Source organism: Edaphobacter sp., assembly GCF_035532915.1.
Taxonomy (GTDB): Bacteria; Acidobacteriota; Terriglobia; order Terriglobales; family Acidobacteriaceae; genus Edaphobacter.
In genome coordinates this window covers 1-17,553 of record NZ_DATKQC010000379.1, presented here as the reverse complement: position 1 = coordinate 17,553, position 17,553 = coordinate 1, and the positions used below count along the sequence as shown (strand labels likewise).

General features: G+C 58.3%; 21 protein-coding genes and 1 pseudogene. 16 read left to right on the top strand and 6 right to left on the bottom strand.

Annotated elements, in window-relative coordinates; all coding sequences use genetic code 11:
• The 6 genes from hisB to VMU57_RS18085 form a co-directional block, all read left to right on the top strand.
• Positions 1–594, top strand: a 594-nt coding sequence (hisB, locus tag VMU57_RS18110) for an imidazoleglycerol-phosphate dehydratase HisB (RefSeq protein WP_325385977.1), incomplete at its 5' end; no start/stop codon positions are given.
• Positions 591–1,199 (top strand): imidazole glycerol phosphate synthase subunit HisH, encoded by a 609-nt coding sequence (hisH, locus tag VMU57_RS18105; RefSeq protein ID WP_325385975.1) that lies wholly within the window; start codon positions 591–593, stop codon positions 1,197–1,199. The genes hisB and hisH, both read left to right, overlap by 4 nt.
• Before the next feature lie 2 nt (positions 1,200–1,201).
• Positions 1,202–1,483 (top strand): biotin/lipoyl-containing protein, encoded by a 282-nt coding sequence (locus VMU57_RS18100; protein ID WP_325385973.1) that lies wholly within the window; start codon positions 1,202–1,204, stop codon positions 1,481–1,483.
• Positions 1,484–2,254: an imidazole glycerol phosphate synthase subunit HisF gene (gene hisF, locus VMU57_RS18095; protein ID WP_325385971.1), complete on the top strand. Its 771-nt coding sequence runs from the start codon at positions 1,484–1,486 to the stop codon at positions 2,252–2,254. It begins immediately after the preceding gene.
• 107 nt (positions 2,255–2,361) lie between these two features.
• Positions 2,362–3,036 (top strand): HisA/HisF-related TIM barrel protein, encoded by a 675-nt coding sequence (locus VMU57_RS18090; RefSeq protein ID WP_325385969.1) that lies wholly within the window; start codon positions 2,362–2,364, stop codon positions 3,034–3,036.
• Between the two features lie 62 nt (positions 3,037–3,098).
• Positions 3,099–4,232 (top strand): lactonase family protein, encoded by a 1,134-nt coding sequence (locus tag VMU57_RS18085; protein WP_325385967.1) that lies wholly within the window; start codon positions 3,099–3,101, stop codon positions 4,230–4,232.
• Positions 4,233–4,316: 84 nt separating this feature from the next.
• On the opposite strand, the gene VMU57_RS18080 is transcribed toward VMU57_RS18085, so the two are convergent.
• Positions 4,317–5,354 carry a VWA domain-containing protein gene (locus tag VMU57_RS18080; protein WP_325385965.1) on the bottom strand — a complete coding sequence of 346 codons (1,038 nt, stop codon included), beginning with the start codon at positions 5,352–5,354 and terminating at the stop codon, positions 4,317–4,319.
• A gap of 234 nt (positions 5,355–5,588) precedes the next feature.
• On the opposite strand from VMU57_RS18080, the gene VMU57_RS18075 reads away from it, so the two are divergent.
• Positions 5,589–6,896 (top strand): VWA domain-containing protein, encoded by a 1,308-nt coding sequence (locus VMU57_RS18075; RefSeq protein ID WP_325385979.1) that lies wholly within the window; start codon positions 5,589–5,591, stop codon positions 6,894–6,896.
• A gap of 10 nt (positions 6,897–6,906) precedes the next feature.
• The gene (locus VMU57_RS18070) at positions 6,907–7,785 is read left to right on the top strand and encodes an EamA family transporter (RefSeq protein WP_325385963.1); all 879 of its coding nucleotides are present in this window, start codon (positions 6,907–6,909) and stop codon (positions 7,783–7,785) included.
• A gap of 145 nt (positions 7,786–7,930) precedes the next feature.
• On the opposite strand, the gene VMU57_RS18065 is transcribed toward VMU57_RS18070, so the two are convergent.
• Both VMU57_RS18065 and tatA read right to left on the bottom strand, forming a co-directional pair.
• Entirely contained in the window at positions 7,931–8,737 is an 807-nt protein-coding gene (locus VMU57_RS18065) for a polyphosphate kinase 2 family protein (RefSeq protein ID WP_325385961.1), read from the bottom strand.
• 66 nt (positions 8,738–8,803) lie between these two features.
• Complete coding sequence (tatA, locus tag VMU57_RS18060) at positions 8,804–9,019, bottom strand: twin-arginine translocase TatA/TatE family subunit (protein ID WP_325385959.1); 216 nt, start codon at positions 9,017–9,019, stop codon at positions 8,804–8,806.
• A 355-nt stretch (positions 9,020–9,374) separates the two neighbouring features.
• Here tatA and VMU57_RS18055 point away from each other — a divergent pair, with 355 nt between their 5' ends.
• Positions 9,375–10,073, top strand: coding sequence for a hypothetical protein (locus VMU57_RS18055; RefSeq protein ID WP_325385957.1), 699 nt, complete (start codon positions 9,375–9,377; stop codon positions 10,071–10,073).
• 69 nt (positions 10,074–10,142) lie between these two features.
• Here the strand turns inward: VMU57_RS18055 and glgC are convergent, their stop codons facing one another.
• The 3 genes from glgC to VMU57_RS18040 all read right to left on the bottom strand — a co-directional run bounded on the left by glgC (position 10,143) and on the right by VMU57_RS18040 (position 12,206).
• Positions 10,143–11,405 carry a glucose-1-phosphate adenylyltransferase gene (gene glgC, locus VMU57_RS18050; RefSeq protein ID WP_325385955.1) on the bottom strand — a complete coding sequence of 421 codons (1,263 nt, stop codon included), beginning with the start codon at positions 11,403–11,405 and terminating at the stop codon, positions 10,143–10,145.
• A gap of 186 nt (positions 11,406–11,591) precedes the next feature.
• On the bottom strand, positions 11,592–11,894 hold the full coding sequence (locus VMU57_RS18045; RefSeq protein WP_414648679.1) for a hypothetical protein: 303 nt from the start codon (positions 11,892–11,894) through the stop codon (positions 11,592–11,594).
• Between the two features lie 168 nt (positions 11,895–12,062).
• A complete protein-coding gene (locus VMU57_RS18040) occupies positions 12,063–12,206 on the bottom strand; it encodes a hypothetical protein (protein WP_325385951.1) in 144 nt (47 codons plus the stop codon).
• A 119-nt stretch (positions 12,207–12,325) separates the two neighbouring features.
• Here VMU57_RS18040 and VMU57_RS18035 point away from each other — a divergent pair, with 119 nt between their 5' ends.
• The 7 genes and pseudogenes from VMU57_RS18035 to VMU57_RS18005 form a co-directional block, all read left to right on the top strand.
• Positions 12,326–13,036 carry a DJ-1/PfpI family protein gene (locus tag VMU57_RS18035; RefSeq protein ID WP_325385949.1) on the top strand — a complete coding sequence of 237 codons (711 nt, stop codon included), beginning with the start codon at positions 12,326–12,328 and terminating at the stop codon, positions 13,034–13,036.
• A gap of 54 nt (positions 13,037–13,090) precedes the next feature.
• The gene (locus tag VMU57_RS18030; protein ID WP_325385947.1) at positions 13,091–13,609 is read left to right on the top strand and encodes a hypothetical protein; all 519 of its coding nucleotides are present in this window, start codon (positions 13,091–13,093) and stop codon (positions 13,607–13,609) included.
• Positions 13,610–13,640: 31 nt separating this feature from the next.
• The gene (locus VMU57_RS18025; RefSeq protein ID WP_325385945.1) at positions 13,641–15,242 is read left to right on the top strand and encodes an acyl-CoA mutase large subunit family protein; all 1,602 of its coding nucleotides are present in this window, start codon (positions 13,641–13,643) and stop codon (positions 15,240–15,242) included.
• A 100-nt stretch (positions 15,243–15,342) separates the two neighbouring features.
• Positions 15,343–16,473, top strand: coding sequence for a glycine cleavage system aminomethyltransferase GcvT (gene gcvT, locus VMU57_RS18020; protein WP_325385943.1), 1,131 nt, complete (start codon positions 15,343–15,345; stop codon positions 16,471–16,473).
• A 40-nt stretch (positions 16,474–16,513) separates the two neighbouring features.
• Entirely contained in the window at positions 16,514–16,804 is a 291-nt protein-coding gene (locus VMU57_RS18015; protein ID WP_325385941.1) for a muconolactone Delta-isomerase family protein, read from the top strand.
• Between the two features lie 67 nt (positions 16,805–16,871).
• On the top strand, positions 16,872–17,261 hold the full coding sequence (gcvH, locus tag VMU57_RS18010) for a glycine cleavage system protein GcvH (protein ID WP_325385939.1): 390 nt from the start codon (positions 16,872–16,874) through the stop codon (positions 17,259–17,261).
• 2 nt (positions 17,262–17,263) lie between these two features.
• Positions 17,264–17,553 (top strand): annotated as a pseudogene (locus tag VMU57_RS18005) (glycine dehydrogenase); the annotation flags it as partial.

Here is a 17,553-nt window from a genome sequence, read left to right as displayed (position 1 = left end):
AGCAAGGTTCGAACAGGAACGGTAAAGCGCGACACAACAGAGACGCAGATTGCGCTCAAGCTGGTCGTCGACGGCCAGGGAGTCTATAAGGTCTCGACCGGGATACGGTTCTTCGACCACATGCTCGAGCTGTTCACGCGGCATGGAGGGTTTGACCTGACGCTGAAGTGTACGGGCGATCTGGATGTCGATCAACACCACACCGTCGAAGATGTCGGCATCGCGCTGGGCGAGGCATTCAATAAGGCGCTCGGCGATAAGAAGGGCATCATGCGCGCTGGATACTTTGTGATGGCGATGGATGAGACGCTCGCCGTTGCCGCTGTAGACCTGAGCGGACGCGTGGCCTACGTCGTCGATGACAAGGTGAAGGTGCGACTGGTAGGAGATTTCCAGAGCGAGCTGCTGGCGGACTTCTTCGATGGATTCGCTCGCGGAGCCAAGGCGAATGTGCATGTGAAGACCATGTATGGCCGCTCGAATCACCACAAGATCGAGGCAATCTTCAAGGCATTCGCACGAGCGCTGCGCGGAGCTTGTTCGCGTGATGAGAGAATGCGCGAAATGCTGCCTAGCACAAAGGGTTTGCTGTGATCGCTGTCATTGATTACAAAGCGGGAAATCTGACCAGCGTAGTCAAAGCGCTCAAATACCTTGGCGCTGAGACGCAGGTGACACAGGACCCGGAGGTGGTGCGCTCGGCATCGAAGGTCGTGCTGCCAGGGGTAGGACACTTTCAAGCGACACAATTGCTGGCCGATCTCGGATTGACCGAGGCGGTGCGCGAAAGTGTGAAGACCGGCGCGTGGTTTCTGGGAGTTTGTGTCGGGCTGCAATGGCTGTTTCAAGGCTCGACCGAAGCCACCGATGTAGCCGGACTAGGACACTTTGCGGGAATGTGCGAGCGCTTCCCTGCCTTGTTCGAAGGCGCGGAGTTGAAGTCGCCACACGTGGGCTGGAACTCGCTCGAAGGTGTGCGCCAGGATTCGAAACTCCTGCGCGGCGTGCAGAATGGCGGTTTTGTTTACTACACGCACTCCTGGCGCGCTCCGGTAGTCGATGCAACTGCTGCGGTTACAGAATATGGCGGAGCGTTTACGGGAGTCGTCGAGCAAGAGAATGTCATGGGTGTGCAGTTTCATCCGGAGAAGTCGAGCGCCGTGGGCTTACAGGTCTTGAAGAACTTTGTGGAGTTGTAATCATGCCATTTATGTATGAGCTAAAGATCGCAGCCGAGGAGCCGTCCTACACCTTCGTACAACAGCTGGTGCCTGCGGGATCGCTGGTGGGAACGGGACAGGCGGTTTGCACCGTGACCGATGGAGCGATGGAGTTCCATGTGCCTGCGCCGAAGCAGGGATTGCTGGTGGAGTGGTTTGTCGAACATGGTGCCGTGATCGAGAATATGGATTCGCTGGCCCGGATTGTCTGCGAAGGCGATGAGGTTGCAGTCCCAGCGTCTGTGCCGGTGAGGTTGGGATAGATGCTGACGAAACGAATTATTGCCTGTCTCGATGTACGCGGTGGCCGCGTGGTGAAGGGGGTTCAGTTTGTGGACATCATCGACGCTGGTGATCCGGCGGAGCTGGCGCATCGCCATGCCGCGGCAGGGGCCGACGAGATTGTGCTGCTCGACATTACAGCAACGCATGAAGGGCGCGGAACTCTACTCGATACGGTGAAGCGGACGGCAGCTACGCTATTCGTTCCATTTACCGTCGGTGGCGGGATTCGCAGTGCGGAAGATGCAGCGGCGGTCTTCGATGCGGGCGCGGATAAGGTGAGCATCAACTCCTCTGCGATTGCGCGGCCAGAGTTGATTGGTGAGATCGGAGGCAGCTTTGGAGCACAGGCTGTGATTGTGGCCATCGATGCCCGGCGCGGCGCGGCTGGCGTGGAAGACGCCGAAGTTTATGTGAGCGGCGGTCGCAAGCCTACCGGCCGACGGGTTGTGGACTGGGCTCGCGAGGCGGAGCAGCGTGGCGCGGGAGAGATTCTGTTGACCAGCATGGACACCGACGGAATGCGCAACGGTTTCGATTGCGAGTTGACCGCGAGAGTAAGCGAGGCCGTGCAGATTCCGGTGATTGCCTCAGGCGGCGCGGGGTCGGCTGCTCACTTTGCTGAGGTGTTTGGCAGAGGCAAAGCCGACGCTGCATTGGCGGCCAGCATCTTTCATTTTGGAGTAACGGATTCACGCGAGTTGAAGGCGGAATTGCGACAGGCCGGAGTTTCGGTGAGGTTGCCCTGCTAGAGACTTGGCATCGATGAAGAACAGGCAACGGCAAGTGCAACCGAAGTTCTTCGACTCACGCTTTGCGCTCGCTCAGGATGACATTTTGATAAGGGGATGAAAATCGCATGTTGATACCTTCGATTGATTTAATGGGTGGACGGATTGTGCAGTTGGTGCAGGGCGAGAAGCTGAAGCTGGCCTTCGATGACTTCGAGTACTGGATTGAGCGGTTCTCGAAGTATCCCGTGGTGCAGTTGATCGATCTCGATGCGGCGATGCGGCAGGGAGACAATCGCGCATTGATCGAGATGATCTGCAAGCGGCTACCCTGCCAGGTGGGGGGTGGGCTAAAGACTGCTGCAGACGGACAGGCTTTGCTCAACGCTGGCGCTCAGCGCGTGATCTATGGGTCGAGTTTGTTTGGAGCTTCTGGAGTCAACAAAGAGTTTGCAGCAGGCTTGAAGAAAGAACTGGGCGAGGATGCGCTCGTATTCAGCGTGGATACGAAGGGTGGCAAGGTTGCGGTGAAGGGATGGAAGGACTCGGTAGACCTGACTCCTGAAGAAGCGGTGACGTGGTTGGAGGATTACTGCGCCGCGTTCCTCTACACGCACGTCGATACAGAAGGAACCATGACGGGCTTCCCGATGGACGTGGCAGCGGTGCTGCGCGCCACGACAGGCCGTCAGCTCATCGTCGCCGGTGGCATCAAGGAGCGCGCTGAAGTAGATGCTTTGGATGCGATGGGCGTCGATGCCGTGGCCGGCATGGCGGTGTACTCCGGCACGATGGAAGCATAGACTTTTCGGGTGGCACAATATTAAGGAGTTCATGAATGCAGGGAATGACGAGGCGGAAATTTATGAAGAGTTCGGCAGCAGCGACATTGGCGGCGAGTGCTTCAATGGCAAGCGCAAGCGGGGGCAGCAAGGGCGAGTTATTGCTGGTGGGAACGCAAACAACGGGCGCGAGCAAAGGAATCTACTCGTACTTCTTTGACGAGGCGACAGGCGAGCTGACACAGACCGGACTTGCCGCAGCGATCGAGACCCCGAGCTTTATGGCGCTCGCACCCGGCGGCAAGAGACTTTTTGCTGTCAGCGAGGTGGATCACTTCGAAGGGCAGGATGGCGGCGGCGTGACTGGTTTTACACTGGACCGGCACAACGGACATCTCACAAAGATCAACGGCGTCTCGACGAAGAGGACTGGCCCGTGCCATGTCGCCGTCGATCACACAGGCCGCTGCGTCTTCGTGGCCAACTATACCGGCAGCAGCGCAGGCAGCTTCCATGTAAGCGACGACGGACACTTAAGCGAAGCCGTCAGCTTCTTTGACTATGTAGGCCACGGTCCCAACGCCGACCGGCAGGAAAAGGCCCACGCTCACCGCGTCACCGTCTCTCCGGACAACCGTTTTCTGCTCATCAACGATCTTGGGCTCGACGAAATCCACATCTACAAGCTGGACGCGAAGACGGCCAAACTTACCCCGAACCAGCCTGCTGCGTGGAAGTCGGCTCCAGGCGCGGGTCCGCGGGCACTCCGCTTTCACCCCAATAACAAGTGGGTGTATTGCGTTACCGAACTGACTTCGACGGTCGTGGTCTTTCACTGGGATGCAGAACACGGAAAACTGAATGAGATCCAGACCGTGAAGCTGCTGCCGGAAGGATATACCGGGCCGACACGCGGCTGCGATATCGCGTTCGACCACAAGGGCGAGTTTGCCTATGTCGCGAACCGCGATAACGACTTCATGGCCTCGTTTACGGTTTCGCCTACAGATGGCAAGCTGACCATGATCGAGCGGACCTCGTGCGGCGGCAAAACTCCGCGGCACATCGCGCTTAGCCCCAACGACCGCTGGCTGCTGGTGGCAAACCAGGACTCGAACAACATCTCCGTCTTCGCACGCGACGCAAAAACCGGCAAGCTGGCAAACTCGGGCAAGAGCTTCGAGCTGGCCGCGCCTCAGTGCCTCGTGTTTGCATAGAGAAAAACGACGCAGAGACGAAAGGAAGAACCCACGAGATACCCCGTGGGTTCTTCCTTTTTGGTACGCGCGTTAGAAACTAATCTAGTCGTCGTTGCCCATCGAATCGGCAAGAGCGTAGTAGCCTTTGCGGGCCTGTACCTTCTGCCCCTTCTGGCAGGAGATATCGAGCGTACGAAAAGTCCCGTCAACCTTGAGGTTCGTAGGCGTGTAGCTGGCAAGGTACTGCGTGCGCAGCTCATCCTGAATCTGGTCGAAGGCGTCTTCGAGTTTTTTCCCGTTATTGCCGACGTTGATGACGCGGCCGCCGGTCTCTTTTGCCAGACGGTTCATGTCAGCAGCCCCGGTGTCTGCCAGATTGATGCCAAAGCCGCCGCCATAGAACCCGCGATCTGCAATGAGGATGACGTAGACAATGGTGTTCGACTTCTGCGCAGCCTCGATGGAAGACTTCAGTGTCTCCTGGCTGCCCTGGTCGCCGCCGTCGGTAAGCATGATGAGAACCTTGCGGCCCGCCTCCTGGCGCAGCTTGTCGTGGGCGGCAAGGTAGACCGCGTCGTACAGCAGGGTGCCACGCGGCGTCCCATTGCCGGTAACGGAGCCGGTACCCGCGCCGGTGTTGATGGTGGCCTTATCAATGGCGCGCTTCAACTCGCGCGGATCGTTCGTGTAATCGGAGAGAAGATCGACATTGATATCGAACGATATGAGGAAGGCCTCGTCCTTGGGCGTCAAAACGTCCTTCAAAAACTCGGCGCCCGACTGCTGCTCCAGCGGAAGAACGTTCTGCTGGCTGCCGCTGGTGTCGAGCAGGATGCCGATGGTGAGTGGCAGCTTCTTCTCCTGGGTGAAGTTCTTGATCGTCTGGGGGATCTTGTCCTCCGCGATCTCGCAGTCATCCTTGTGCAGGTTGGTGATAAAGCCATCCTTGTCTCGGACGGAGAAGTAGACGTTCACAAGGTTGACGTTGACCTTCAGGGTCTCGATATCCTGATCGCCGGTGGGCTGGGCGGCTGCGGTGCTGGGCGGAGGTGGGCCATCGGGCGAAGGCGCCTCCTGCGCATGGAGCGGGAGAGAAAGACCGAGGGACAACGCGGCGGCAAGCAGGACAAAGGGGCGCATACCTCATTAGACGACGAAGATGGGGTGGAGTCAGCGGAAAAATGCTGTCCCGCCCCGGTGAAGAAGCACAACGTCAGGGGTGGGTCGAGCGTCCAACGAAAAGGTTTCGAATACGGGATGGCGGCGCGGAGGACGCGCTGATAGTCTGGTAGTTGGCCGGGTTAGTGTCCGGGCTGAAAGTCATGGGGGTCGTTCTTGGTGAAGTACAGCATATTGGCGGGGGCTGTGGCATGCATGATGCTGGCACAGCAGGCACAGCAGACGGCAGCACAGGACCATGCACCGCAGACAGCCGCGCAACAGACAGTCGCACAGCAGCAGGCGATTCCCGATGCCCCCAGGCCACAGCAGCCAACGCCGTTCGACGCGATCGCGCCCGGCAAGGGCACACAGGCGGATAACTCGACATCTTCGGACGATGACGCCGGAGCGCCTCCCAGCAATCTGCCGCAATCGGCGGCAGAGAGGGCTGCGCAGGGCGCCCCGCCTGAGGTACCAGCGGCAGGACAGGGACCTGAAGCCTTCACCCTGCACGTCCAGACGAATTTTGTCGAAGTACCGTTTACCGTAAAGGATTCGAAGCAGCGTCTGGTGCCGGGACTGACCTGGCGCGCTGTGCACGTGTACGAAAATGGCCTGCGCCAACAATTGGCGCTCTTTACGACGGACGCCTTTCCACTGTCGGTAGCGCTCGTCATCGACCAGAGCATGAACTACGACGATATGACCAAGGTCAACAATGCGCTCGACGCTCTGCCGGGTGCGTTTGCCTCCTATGACGAAGTCGCTGTCTTTACCTACAACAATGGCCCGCGGATGCAGACCGACTTTACCGCCGCCCAGAGCGCCCGCTTGAGCGCGGTGATCGAGCGTTCCAAGTCGACCGGGCGGGAAGCCCTGATCGCCAACACCAGCGGCCCGCTCTCGCAGAACATCAACCTCAACGGTGGCGCGCAGAGCTACATCGACCCCAATACGAACTCGACCCACGGCACCAGCCTCAGCAATACGCTGAACGTGCCCAAGGAAGTGCATACCCTGAACGACGCCATTCTGGCGGCGGCAAGCCATCTGGCAAAGACGCGGCCCGGACGTCGACGCGTAATCTACGTGATCAGCGATGGCAGGGAATACGGCAGCACGGCTAGCTTCAAAGAGGTCGTCAAGTATCTACAGCGAAACAAGATCGCCGTCTATGGCACGCTGGTGGGCGACTCTTCCCTGCCCGTGGTCGGCTTCCTCGACCGCATTCACCTGCCCTACACCATGCGCGACAACATTCTCCAGGCCTATGCCAAGCAGACTGGCGGCAACTTTGAGGCCGAGTTCCGGCAGCATGGCATCGAGGACAGCTTCGCCAAGATCGCTCAGGAAGTGCGGACGCAGTACACCATCGGCTACTACACCCACGAGCCGTTTATCGACGGAAAATACCGCTCGATTGAGGTCAAGGTATTGCGACCGAACCTGACGGTAATTGCCAAAGCGGGCTACTATCCCACGGCGGAAGACATCAAGCCATCTGTCCTTCGAGCAAAGTAGGTTCGCCCTGTTGCATCTGAACGCTCTGCTGGCCCTGGCGGCAGCCGCTTTATGGGGTGGCGGGGACTTCTCCGGCGGCATGGGCGCAAAGAACGCCGGCGGCACCATGGGCGGCGCGCTGCGCGTCATCCTGTTGAGCCATGCGGCCAGCTTTACCGTGCTGATCGCCATCGCCCAATGGCGCGGCGACGTCTTTCCGCACGGCGCTCCGCTGGCCTGGGGCATTGGCGCTGGTGTCGCCGGTGGAATCTCGCTGGCCTGTTTTTATGTCGCTCTCTCCCGTGGAGCCATGGGCGCCTCGGCTGCCTTGAGCGGCCTACTGGCTGCGGCGATTCCGGCCGCAGTCTCGATCGCCTCGGAAGGCTCGCCGGGCCTGCTTCGCATCGTGGGGTTTTTAGTGGCTGGAGGAGCGATCTGGCTGATCGCCGCCGGGCCGAACGCCGAGGCCAAAACCGCTGATATGGGTACGATCTGGCTCGCGGTTGCGGCGGGGATTGGCTTTGGCATCTACTTTGTTTCGTTGAAGATGGCCGGGGTTGCGGGCGTGGTCTGGCCGATGGCTACGGCAAGAATCGGCAGCCTGAGCGTGTGCTCCCTGATGCTGTTGGGACTTTCCTCCAGTTCCAAGACCGCAGAAATTGCCAAGGGACGCCTGAACCGCACGGCGGCGCGCTGGGCGCTGACGACGGCGCTGCTCGATACCTCGGGCAACCTGCTGTTCATAGCCGCCACAAGGGCTGGACGGCTGGATGTAGCGGCGGTACTGGCTTCTCTCTACCCTGCTTCGACGATATTGCTGGCCGCCTGGATGCTGAGCGAGCGGCCCACCCGGCGGCAGGGGCTGGGAATGCTGGTGGCCGCGGCAGCCGTAGTCATGATTACACTGTAATTCCACTTAAATCATTGCGGCACAACTATTTAGCTCGAAAGTAGTTTAGTACTAAATAATTAAGTACTAGACCATATCTGGACACATCCGGGTTTATATCCTTTATTTTTATATATTTACGAGGATACATCGGATAAAAAGCAGCTTATAGCTTGATGTGGCTGGGGTCGAAGGTCGGAGACGGATATTTGAGCTTCAGACCCTGCATGGCGTCGACGATGATCTGCGAGATGGCGACATTGCGGTACCACTTGTAATTGGACGGGATGACGAACCAGGGCGCATGTTTGTGGCTGGTGGCCGAGAGGATGTCGTTATAGGCCTCTTCGTAGCCGGTCCAGAACTCGCGCTCGTGGAAGTCGGATTCTGAGAGCTTCCAGTGCTTGTCCGGCGTGTCGATACGGGACTTGAGGCGTTGCGTCTGCTCTTCGTGCGAGATGTGCAGGAAGAACTTGAGGATGACGACGCCGTTGTCGGAGAGCATCTCCTCAAATCCGTTGATGTCGGCGAGGCGCTGGCGGGCGGTCTTGCCGGAGATGAGCTTGTGGACCCGAGGCGACAGGACGTCCTCGTACTGCGACCGGTTGAAGATGCCGATCATGCCCTTGGGAGGGACGGCGTTATGAGCGCGCCACAGGAAGTCGTGCCGGGCTTCGAGCGGTGTGGGAACCTTGAAGGCAGTGACGTCGCAGCCCTGCGGATTGATGCCGGAAAAGATGTGGCGAATGGTGCCGTCTTTTCCCGCCGTGTCCATGCCCTGCAGGACGATCAGCAGCGCCTTCTGCTGGCTGGCGTAGAAGACCTCCTGCAGCGTATTGAGCTGGTCGCGGTGTTTGACCAGTACCGGAGCGGCAGCTTCCTCTGTCTTGAAAGGGCCGGTCTCCCCGGCTGGAAGACGTGTGATGCGAACCGTCGAATGCGGTTTGATGAGATAGGGCGATTTCAGCTTCATCGGGAAATGCCTGTCTGGACAGAGCTACAGAGGAAAGACCTGAACCCACTCACGCAGCGCCGGGAGCTACTTGACCGACTCTTCAGGCTTCGGCGTGACCGCGTGGGTGGTCTCGGCGGGCTTGTTGTTCATCTCGTCGGTGACGCCCTTCATGCCCTCTTTGAAGCCGCGCAGACCTTCGCCCAGCCCTTTGCCAAGCTCTGGCAGCTTCTTGCCGCCGAACAGCACTATAACGATGATCGCGAGGATGGCCAGATGCCAAGGTTGAAATAGATCGCCCATAAGAATTCTCCCTACAAGCCGGATGCGTAACGCCCCAACCGGCTCATATCATTGTCGCACAAACCAAAACCGCAGATACTACCTGGAGCGGCTCTTCTCCAGATGTAGTTTTGCTGATTCGGGCAAAACGCAGATTCCCTTCGGGAATGACAAACAAAGGGAGTCTGCACTTGAGAGGAAATACCTGTCGCCTGCCAATAGACCGTAATCGCGTTTTTTTATAACTCCGGTCTCTTTTTATAAAGCTTAAATCCCGTTCACTTTGTAGATACGATACAGCGAATCGGGCAGATGTGCCCCGGACGTTATATCTTGGAAGATGAAGCTAATGCGGGAGAAGGTGTTGGGAAAAAAGATGCAGAGATTGATGTCGGGATTGAAGATGGCCGCGACGTGGAAGAACGGGACACGCACGGCAAGTGGAATGCTGCTGGGAGCGATGTTGGTTGCAGGCACGGCGGCGATGGCACAGGCCACAGGCAAGCTGGCTGCCGCTCCTCCAGTGAGCTATGCCAACCGCTACGAGATCTATGGCGGCCTGAACTTTATGAACTTTCAGGCTGGACAGAACTTGCCGACACGGATGAACTTCGGCGGCGGCGAGATTCTGGGCACCTACTGGCTGACCAAGCGGGTCGGTCTGGCTGCGGATTATCGCGGCGAGGCAGGAACGACGCCGGTATTTCCCAGTGCGCCCATTCCTCCCAATTTGAGTACCATCGACCGCCCGTTGGTGTACATGAATATGGGTATGCTCGGCGCGCAGTTGCGCGGGCCGAAGAACCAGTTCGCCGCGATCAACCTTCACGGATACTTTGGCGTGGCGCACGGTGTCTTCGATGGCGGCACGGGCGGCGTTCCCCCTGAGGATGTAGGCCTGTATACCAACCGCACCAAGCCAATCGCGGCGGTGGGCGGCAGCCTCGATATCAACCGCTCCAAGAACTTCGCGGTTCGCCTCTCGCCAGACATGATCTTCGAGCACTTCGGGACAGAGACGCGCGAGTTCTTCGCGATCTCGGCGGGTGTCGTTTATCGCTTTGGCAAGAACTAATCCAGAAATACTTTGCAAAACAAAACCGACCGCCTGATGCGGTCGGTTTTGTTTTGTCCCTGGGTGGAACTACCAGGTGTCCCGTTGCTGGAGAAAGTCCGGGGAGACCGGGTTCTCGTAGACCGAGTAGTCTCTCGTAACCACCGTGATGCCGCTGGCGGAGACGAAGTAGTTCTTCTTGTCCTCGTTGGCGTCGTAGCCGATCACGGTGCCGTCGGGGATGTGAACGTCACGGTCGAGGATGGCATGGCGAATGCGGCAGTGCCGTCCGATGTTTACATGCGAGAAGACGATGCTGGAGTCCACGTCGGCGTAGGAGTTGACGCGGACGTCGTGCGAGACGACGCTGTTGCGCACGACCGCTCCGGAGACGATGGAGCCGGAGCAGACGATGGAGTTGATGGCCATACCGGTGCGTCCCGGTTCGCCGAAGACGAACTTGGCGGGAGGATACTGGTAGGGCCGCGTCCGCATGGGCCAGGACTTGTCGTAGAGGTTGAAGGTGGGCGAGACGCCGGCCACATCCATGTTGGCCTCGTAGTATGCCTCGAGGGTACCTACATCGCGCCAGTAGAGCGCCTTGGTCTTGTTCTCGTCGACAAAGTTGAATGCCTGTACCTTGAAGCGGCCCAGGAGTTTGGGAAGTATGTCATGGCCGAAGTCGTGCTTGGACTCCGGGTCTTCGGCATCTTTGAGCAGTTCTGGGATGAGGACATCGGTGTTGAAGATATAGATGCCCATGGAAACATCGACCATGTCCGGGGTAAAGGGCGAACGGATGCTGGTCTCCCTGGGCTTCTCGACAAAGCCGGTGACATCGCCGTTGCGGGCGATCTCGACGACACCGAAGGCGGAGACCTCGTCGGGAGAGATGGGCAGCGTGGCGAGGGTGACGTCGGCGCCTGCGTCCTGATGCTGCTTGAGCATACGGCCATAGTTCATCTTGTAGATGTGGTCGCCGGAGAGGATGATGACGTACTTGGGCTCCTCGGAGCCGATGGAATAGATGTTCTGGTAGACCGCGTCGGCGGTGCCGGTGTACCAGTTCTTGCTGACGCGCTGCATGGGCGGAAGGATCTCGATGAACTCGCCCAGCTCATTGGCCACCACCGTTCCCCAGCCTTCGCGGATGTGTCGGTTGAGCGAGAGCGCCTTGTACTGGGTGAGGATATAAACGCGACGCAGATCGGAGTTGATGCAGTTGGAAAGCGTGCTATCGATGATGCGGTACTGCCCGGCAAAAGGGACGGCCGGCTTGGCGCGATCGCGGGTCAAGGGGAACAACCGTTCACCGGCGCCACCGGCAAGCAGAACACCAAGCGTATCTCTCATATTTTTACGACCTCGAAATTTATGAACGATGAACTATACAGTCGGATGCACAAAACCGCGAACAAGCTTCCACGGAAAAGCGAGTCTATCATCCTGAGGATTCAGTATGTTGATTTTTCCAATTTTCCGGGCACAAATGAAAAACGACCCGGCATGGAAGCCGGGCCGCAAGGAACAATTCGAAAGCTACTTTTCTTGAGCGCCATCCTCAACGAGGCTGATGCGCAGGGATCTCAAAAAGGTCAGATCGTTCTGGGTGAAGGGAGCTTCGCCACTTTCAGCAGGCAATGCAAGGAGTTCGTCCGCTTCGCCGGTCTCTTCCTCAACCTCGTTGAGCCCGATGGTGGCCTCCAGCATGAGGAGAACATCAAAACCCTGCTCGCGAATGTTTTTGACAACGCCAGCGATGTCCTCCGATTCCGATACGGACTCGTGGATCGCTTCGCCAAGTTTCTGGATAAGGTTTTTGACCTTCTGGTTCAATGCCACCTCCGGACTGCCCTTTGTATGCAACCAACCACGCATCGGGTATTCCCGGCCTTACGCGACCGGCGGGAACGGCATTGCGGGTACTGCGACGTACCTTGAGGTACTTGTACAGAATACGCCGGAGCAGGGCGGGCCGCAATCATATTGCAGGGGAACCCTTTCAGGTGCCTAGACCGTCGTATGGTGATCGCCCCAGGCCACCTCAAGCCGCTTGGCCAGCTCCTCCACCGGCTTAACGCGCTTGGGTCCCCATACCAGAAAGCCCACCGAAGCGGCACAGAGGGCGCCTACCATCCAGAGAAAGTTCTTCATCTTTTTTGTCCCCTTTTTGCGCCAACTTTTCGTTAGATGCAACGGAACAGAACGGCGGCTATCGCAATACGGCGCTTTTTCAATGAACGGGCGTACGCTAAAGAAGCAGAGGACAACGCGTGACCGATATCTCCAGTGCTCGACACCTTCATATTGGTGCTTTCATCTTCCCGCGAATGGACCAGATCGACTTCACCGGGCCGTTTGAGGTTTTGTCGCAGGTCCCCAACTCGACCTTTCATGTGATCGGAAAGTCCAAGGAGCCAATTCGAGACATCAATGGACTCATTCTGACGCCGGAAGAAATTCTCTCCGAAGCGCCACAACTTGATGTGCTGGTCGTTCCGGGCGGCTACGGCCAGCAAGACCTGATGGATGACGAAGTGGTGCTTTCGTTCCTGCGGAAGCAAGCCGCCGGAGCGGAGTATGTCTTCTCCGTCTGTACGGGGGCCCTGGTCTGCGGAGCGGCTGGGTTGCTGAGGAATGTCCGCTCCACGACGCATTGGGCGTCGTTCGACCTGCTCCCCTACTTTGGTGCGATTCCAGTGGACTCGCGCGTGGTGGTCGACGGGAGGCACGTCAGCGCTGCCGGCGTGACTGCGGGAATTGATGGTGCGCTCACGGTCGCTGCTCTGCTGCGCGGTGATTTTGCTGCCCAACAGATTCAACTCATGATCGAGTACGCGCCTGATCCTGCCTTTCATAGCGGCACTCCGAAGACCGCTCCGACGGAGGTGCTGAAGGCTGCGCGGGAGCAGGGGCGGGAGATCCTTGCGGCGCGGCTTGAAACGGCGATTCGCGTGGCGCGGCGGCTGGAGATTGCGATTTGAAGATTCGGGGCAAAGGCTGTTGCAACGAGGCGCTGAACCGCTACACTTTCTAGTATGGATTCGGTTCGCTTCGGTCGAGCGCTTGGTGTAGGAGCCCGTGCAGCAGCAAAGACGCTGGTGACGGCGGTCGACGCTGCGACTGCGCCGAATCCTTCCGCCGGATCAGCAGGGACAGCCCAAAGAAGCGCGCCATCGCCCGCACCTACGCAGGTGGAGCAGCAGGCAAAGGCGTCAGGCACCCGCGTTGTGCAGCAGGCTGCACGGTCGGCGGTTCAGGCAAGGCAGACCGGGCAGGGATTGGTGCGCGGCGGCAGACGCTTTGGAGAGGCTGTCTGGAAGCCATTCATCAGGCTCTCGGGAGTTCTGGGGCTCGAACTGGCGGGTGTGTTTTTTGGGCTTTTCGCATTCTTTGGCGCCGGGTGGGCATGGAAGCTGCGCGGGAATTGGCATGAGACGGCCACAAATCATGATGCTCATGCGCGCTTTCTGGTCTGCGTGATGATGGCTGCCGTGTTCACGTATTTTCTTGTGAGCAGCTTTGTGAAGGCAAACCGCAGGGGCAAAGGACGATAGTTCGCCGACGCAACGAGTACACTACATCGTCATGCGAGAGTCGCCTAAAACCAGTTCTGGAATTCCTGTTGACCTTGTTTATGGAGCGGGGAGCCTTGAGGGTTTCGACGCTGCCACGGAGCTTGGCGATCCGGGGGAGTTTCCTTACACGCGCGGGATTCAGCCGACGATGTATCGCGGGCGGCTGTGGACGATGCGGCAGTACGCCGGCATGGGCGATGCCGAGGAATCGAACCGGCGATATAAATTTCTGCTGGCCAACGGAACCAAAGGGTTGTCCGTCGCCTTCGATCTGCCGACGCAGATTGGGTACGACTCCGACTCGCCGCTGGCGCTCGGCGAAGTGGGGCGGGTCGGGGTGGCGATCGATTCGATCGAAGATATGCAGCGGCTCTTCGATGGGATTCCGCTGGATACGATCTCGACCTCGATGACGATCAACGCGACTGCGGCGATTCTGCTGGCACTTTATGTCACAGCGGCGCGACGAGCAGGCGCGGATGTGAAGAAGCTGAGCGGGACGGTGCAGAACGACATTCTGAAGGAGTACATCGCACGCGGCACCTACATTTATCCGGTTCGCCATGCGATGCGGCTGGCGACTGACATCATTGCGTGGGCTGCGGTCGAGATCCCGGAGTGGAATACGATCTCAATCTCCGGATATCACATGCGCGAGGCAGGCTGCACGGCGGTGCAGGAGGTGGCGTTTACGCTGGCCGATGGCATGACCTATGTGCAAGCCGCGATTGACGTCGGGTTGGATGTGGATGCGTTTGCACCGCGACTGAGCTTCTTTTTCAACGCGCACAATAATCTGCTGGAAGAGGTGGCGAAGTTTCGCGCGGCGCGGAGGATGTGGGCACATATTATGCGCGATCATTTTGGCGCGAAGAACCCGCGAAGCTGGATGCTGCGGTTTCATACGCAAACTGCGGGGTCGACACTGACGGCACAGCAGCCGGAGAACAATATTGTGCGCAAGACCTTGCAGGCTCTGGCCTCGGTGCTGGGTGGAACGCAATCGCTGCATACGAACGGATTTGACGAGGCGCTGGCTCTGCCAACGGAACAGGCTGCGCGCATTGCATTGCGAACGCAGCAGATACTGGCGCATGAGAGCGGCGTACCACAAACGGTCGATCCCCTGGCAGGGTCGTATTACATAGAATCGCTGACCAATGAGATTGAACAGCGTGCAAAACAATACCTGGCTACGATTGCCGAATTTGATCGTGGAGGCAAGTACGGGATGCTGCGCGCCATCGAGCAGGGCTATGTGCAACGGGAGATCCAGACTGCTGCGTATGCCTACCAGCAGGCCATCGATGCCGGGAATGCAGTGGTTGTAGGAGTGAACGAGTTTGCCGCGGAACAAGAGGTTACAGTGCCGATTCAACAAATGGATGAGGCGCTGGAAGCAAGGCAGGTGGAACGAGTGAGGGCGCTGCGGCTGCGGCGCGATGCGAGCGTTCATGCCACTGCATTGCGGGGCGTTGAGGATGCCGCCAGAGACGGCAGCAATCTAATGCCGCGGATTTTGAATGCCGTCGAGAGCTCCGCGACTGTTGGCGAAATCGCCGATGTGCTGCGGGCGGTATTTGGGGAGTACCGGGAGTCGGTTACGGTTTGATCTTCGGGCTCGCTGACCTGCGGCGGTGCGGGCAGATTTCGAAGGCGGTTGAGTGCTATCGTTTGAGTGGGACACCTACGGTACACAGAAGGATTCAGACATGGCAGAGACAACGACAGAACTACGCAAGACTGCGCTGAATGCGGCACATCGCGCCACCAAGGCCAAGATGGTTGACTTCGGCGGATGGGACATGCCGGTGGAGTATTCGGGCCTGATCGCCGAGCATATGGCAGTTCGAACTGCGGTTGGGTTGTTCGACGTCTCGCACATGGGCGATATTCAACTGCGAGGGCCGGGGTCGCTGGCCGCCGTGCAGCAGCTTTGCATGAATGACGCCTCGAAGCTGGTGGAAGGGCAGGCGCAATACTCGGCGATGCTCTATCCGAATGGGACGTTTGTCGACGACGTGGTCGTCCATAAGCTTTCCGATAATGACTATCTGATCGTCATCAACGCAGGGACACGCGAGAAAGATGTTCAGTGGATTCGACAGACGATTGGGCGTATGCCTGGCGTCCACATCAATGACTTCAGCGACTATTACACGCAACTTGCCATACAGGGGCCGCGCGCGGCAGAGACGCTGCAAAAGCTGACCTCGACTGACCTGAGCACGATTAAAAATTACTGGTTTACCTGGGGACAGGTGTGCGGTCTGCACAACGTGATGATTGCGCGGACCGGCTACACCGGTGAGGATGGGTTCGAGATTTACGTTCCGTCTGACGTGCCGACCAGCGAGCGTGTGTGGAATGAAGTGCTTGCGGCCGGAGCAGAGTTTGGCATTCTGCCTTGCGGACTGGGTGCGCGGAACACGCTGCGACTGGAGTCGGCGATGGCGCTGTACGGCCATGAGATCTCGGACACGATCAATGTGCTGGAGGCAGGTCTGGGACGCTATGCGAAGCTCGACAAGCCGGAGTTCGTTGGCCGCGAAGCATTGCTGGAGATTCAAGCTGCCGGTGGACCCAGGCGCAAGCTGGTTGGGCTGGAGATGATCGAACGCGGGATTGGCCGGGACGGCTATCCGGTATTTTCTTTGGACGGCATCAAAATTGGCGATATTACCAGCGGATCACCAGCGCCTTTTCTGAAGAAAAATATCGCACTGGCCTATGTGCCTGTGGAATTTGCCGCTCTCGACACCGAAGTTGGGGTGGAGATCCGCGGCCAGAAGGTAAAGGCCAAAGTAGTGCCCACACCTTTCTACAAGCGTCCCAGAAAATAAATCAATACCACCAGCAAAGCTGATTCCAAGGAGATATATTGTGCAATTTCTCGTTCTGACTCGCCGAAAGATGGATTTGTTTCCTGCTGAGGCGTGGACGCCGGATCTGCTCGCCAATGAATCGCAGCGCGTGCGTGAACTCTACGTGGAGGGCATCGTTCGCAATATCTGGCGGCGGAAGGACATGCCCGGCTCAGCGATTTTATTTGAAGCAGCCACCGAGGATGAGGTACGTGCCGCCATGGCCAGCCTGCCCCTGGCCAAGCTGGGCATGCTGGAGATCGCTGCCCTGACCGAGTTGGAACCTTATCCCGGATTTGGGCCGCGCTAAAACAACTCGGCGGCACACTTTTTTCAACTCCGTACCCTCTACAATGGAAAGGGAGAAACCCCAAGACATGGCCTATCCTGCGAATTACAAGTACACCAAGGAACATGAGTGGATTGAAGTTGACGGCGCCAAGGGCACCGTCGGCATTACGGACTACGCGCAAAGCTCGCTGGGCGATATCGTCTTCGTCGACCTGCCCAAGGTGGGCGATACGGTCGAAGCGGGCAAGATCTTCGGGTCGGTGGAATCGGTGAAGGCGGTTTCGGACCTGTACGCTCCGGCATCGGGCACGGTGACAGCCATCAACGAAGAACTGGCCAACGCACCCGAAAAGATCAATGCTGACGCCAACAATACGTGGATGCTAAAGCTTGACCTGACAGATGGAGCAGAGAGCCATGGGCTTCTATCTGCCGCAGACTACGAAAAATTCATCAGCGAAGAGACCGGACACTAACGATGCGCTATCTGCCGAAGTCCCCTGCGGACCGTGAGGAGATGCTTGCCGAAATTGGCGCCGCGTCCATCGACGATCTGTTCTCGAGCATCCCTGCGGAATATCAGCTTAAACGCGATCTTGCGATTCCCCGGCAGCATGGCGAATCGGAGATTCTGGACCGCTTTCGCGCCTTCTCGGAGAACAACGCCACTGGCTATTCGAGCTTTCTCGGTGCGGGTGTGTATCGGCATTACCGGCCCGTCATCATCGACTCGCTGGTGCAGCGCGGCGAGTTTTTGACCAGCTACAC

What these genes read in the sequence shown, in the direction of transcription:
- VMU57_RS18100 (WP_325385973.1), top strand. Translation starts at nt 1,202, where the DNA reads ATGCCATTTATGTATGAGCTAAAGATCGCAGCCGAGGAGCCGTCCTAC.
- hisF (WP_325385971.1), top strand. Translation starts at nt 1,484, where the DNA reads ATGCTGACGAAACGAATTATTGCCTGTCTCGATGTACGCGGTGGCCGC.
- VMU57_RS18090 (WP_325385969.1), top strand. Translation starts at nt 2,362, where the DNA reads ATGTTGATACCTTCGATTGATTTAATGGGTGGACGGATTGTGCAGTTG.
- VMU57_RS18085 (WP_325385967.1), top strand. Translation starts at nt 3,099, where the DNA reads ATGAAGAGTTCGGCAGCAGCGACATTGGCGGCGAGTGCTTCAATGGCA.
- VMU57_RS18080 (WP_325385965.1), bottom strand. Translation starts at nt 5,354, where the DNA reads ATGCGCCCCTTTGTCCTGCTTGCCGCCGCGTTGTCCCTCGGTCTTTCT.
- VMU57_RS18075 (WP_325385979.1), top strand. Translation starts at nt 5,589, where the DNA reads ATGATGCTGGCACAGCAGGCACAGCAGACGGCAGCACAGGACCATGCA.
- VMU57_RS18065 (WP_325385961.1), bottom strand. Translation starts at nt 8,737, where the DNA reads ATGAAGCTGAAATCGCCCTATCTCATCAAACCGCATTCGACGGTTCGC.
- tatA (WP_325385959.1), bottom strand. Translation starts at nt 9,019, where the DNA reads ATGGGCGATCTATTTCAACCTTGGCATCTGGCCATCCTCGCGATCATC.
- VMU57_RS18055 (WP_325385957.1), top strand. Translation starts at nt 9,375, where the DNA reads ATGCAGAGATTGATGTCGGGATTGAAGATGGCCGCGACGTGGAAGAAC.
- glgC (WP_325385955.1), bottom strand. Translation starts at nt 11,405, where the DNA reads ATGAGAGATACGCTTGGTGTTCTGCTTGCCGGTGGCGCCGGTGAACGG.
- VMU57_RS18040 (WP_325385951.1), bottom strand. Translation starts at nt 12,206, where the DNA reads ATGAAGAACTTTCTCTGGATGGTAGGCGCCCTCTGTGCCGCTTCGGTG.
- VMU57_RS18030 (WP_325385947.1), top strand. Translation starts at nt 13,091, where the DNA reads ATGGATTCGGTTCGCTTCGGTCGAGCGCTTGGTGTAGGAGCCCGTGCA.
- VMU57_RS18025 (WP_325385945.1), top strand. Translation starts at nt 13,641, where the DNA reads ATGCGAGAGTCGCCTAAAACCAGTTCTGGAATTCCTGTTGACCTTGTT.
- gcvT (WP_325385943.1), top strand. Translation starts at nt 15,343, where the DNA reads ATGGCAGAGACAACGACAGAACTACGCAAGACTGCGCTGAATGCGGCA.
- gcvH (WP_325385939.1), top strand. Translation starts at nt 16,872, where the DNA reads ATGGCCTATCCTGCGAATTACAAGTACACCAAGGAACATGAGTGGATT.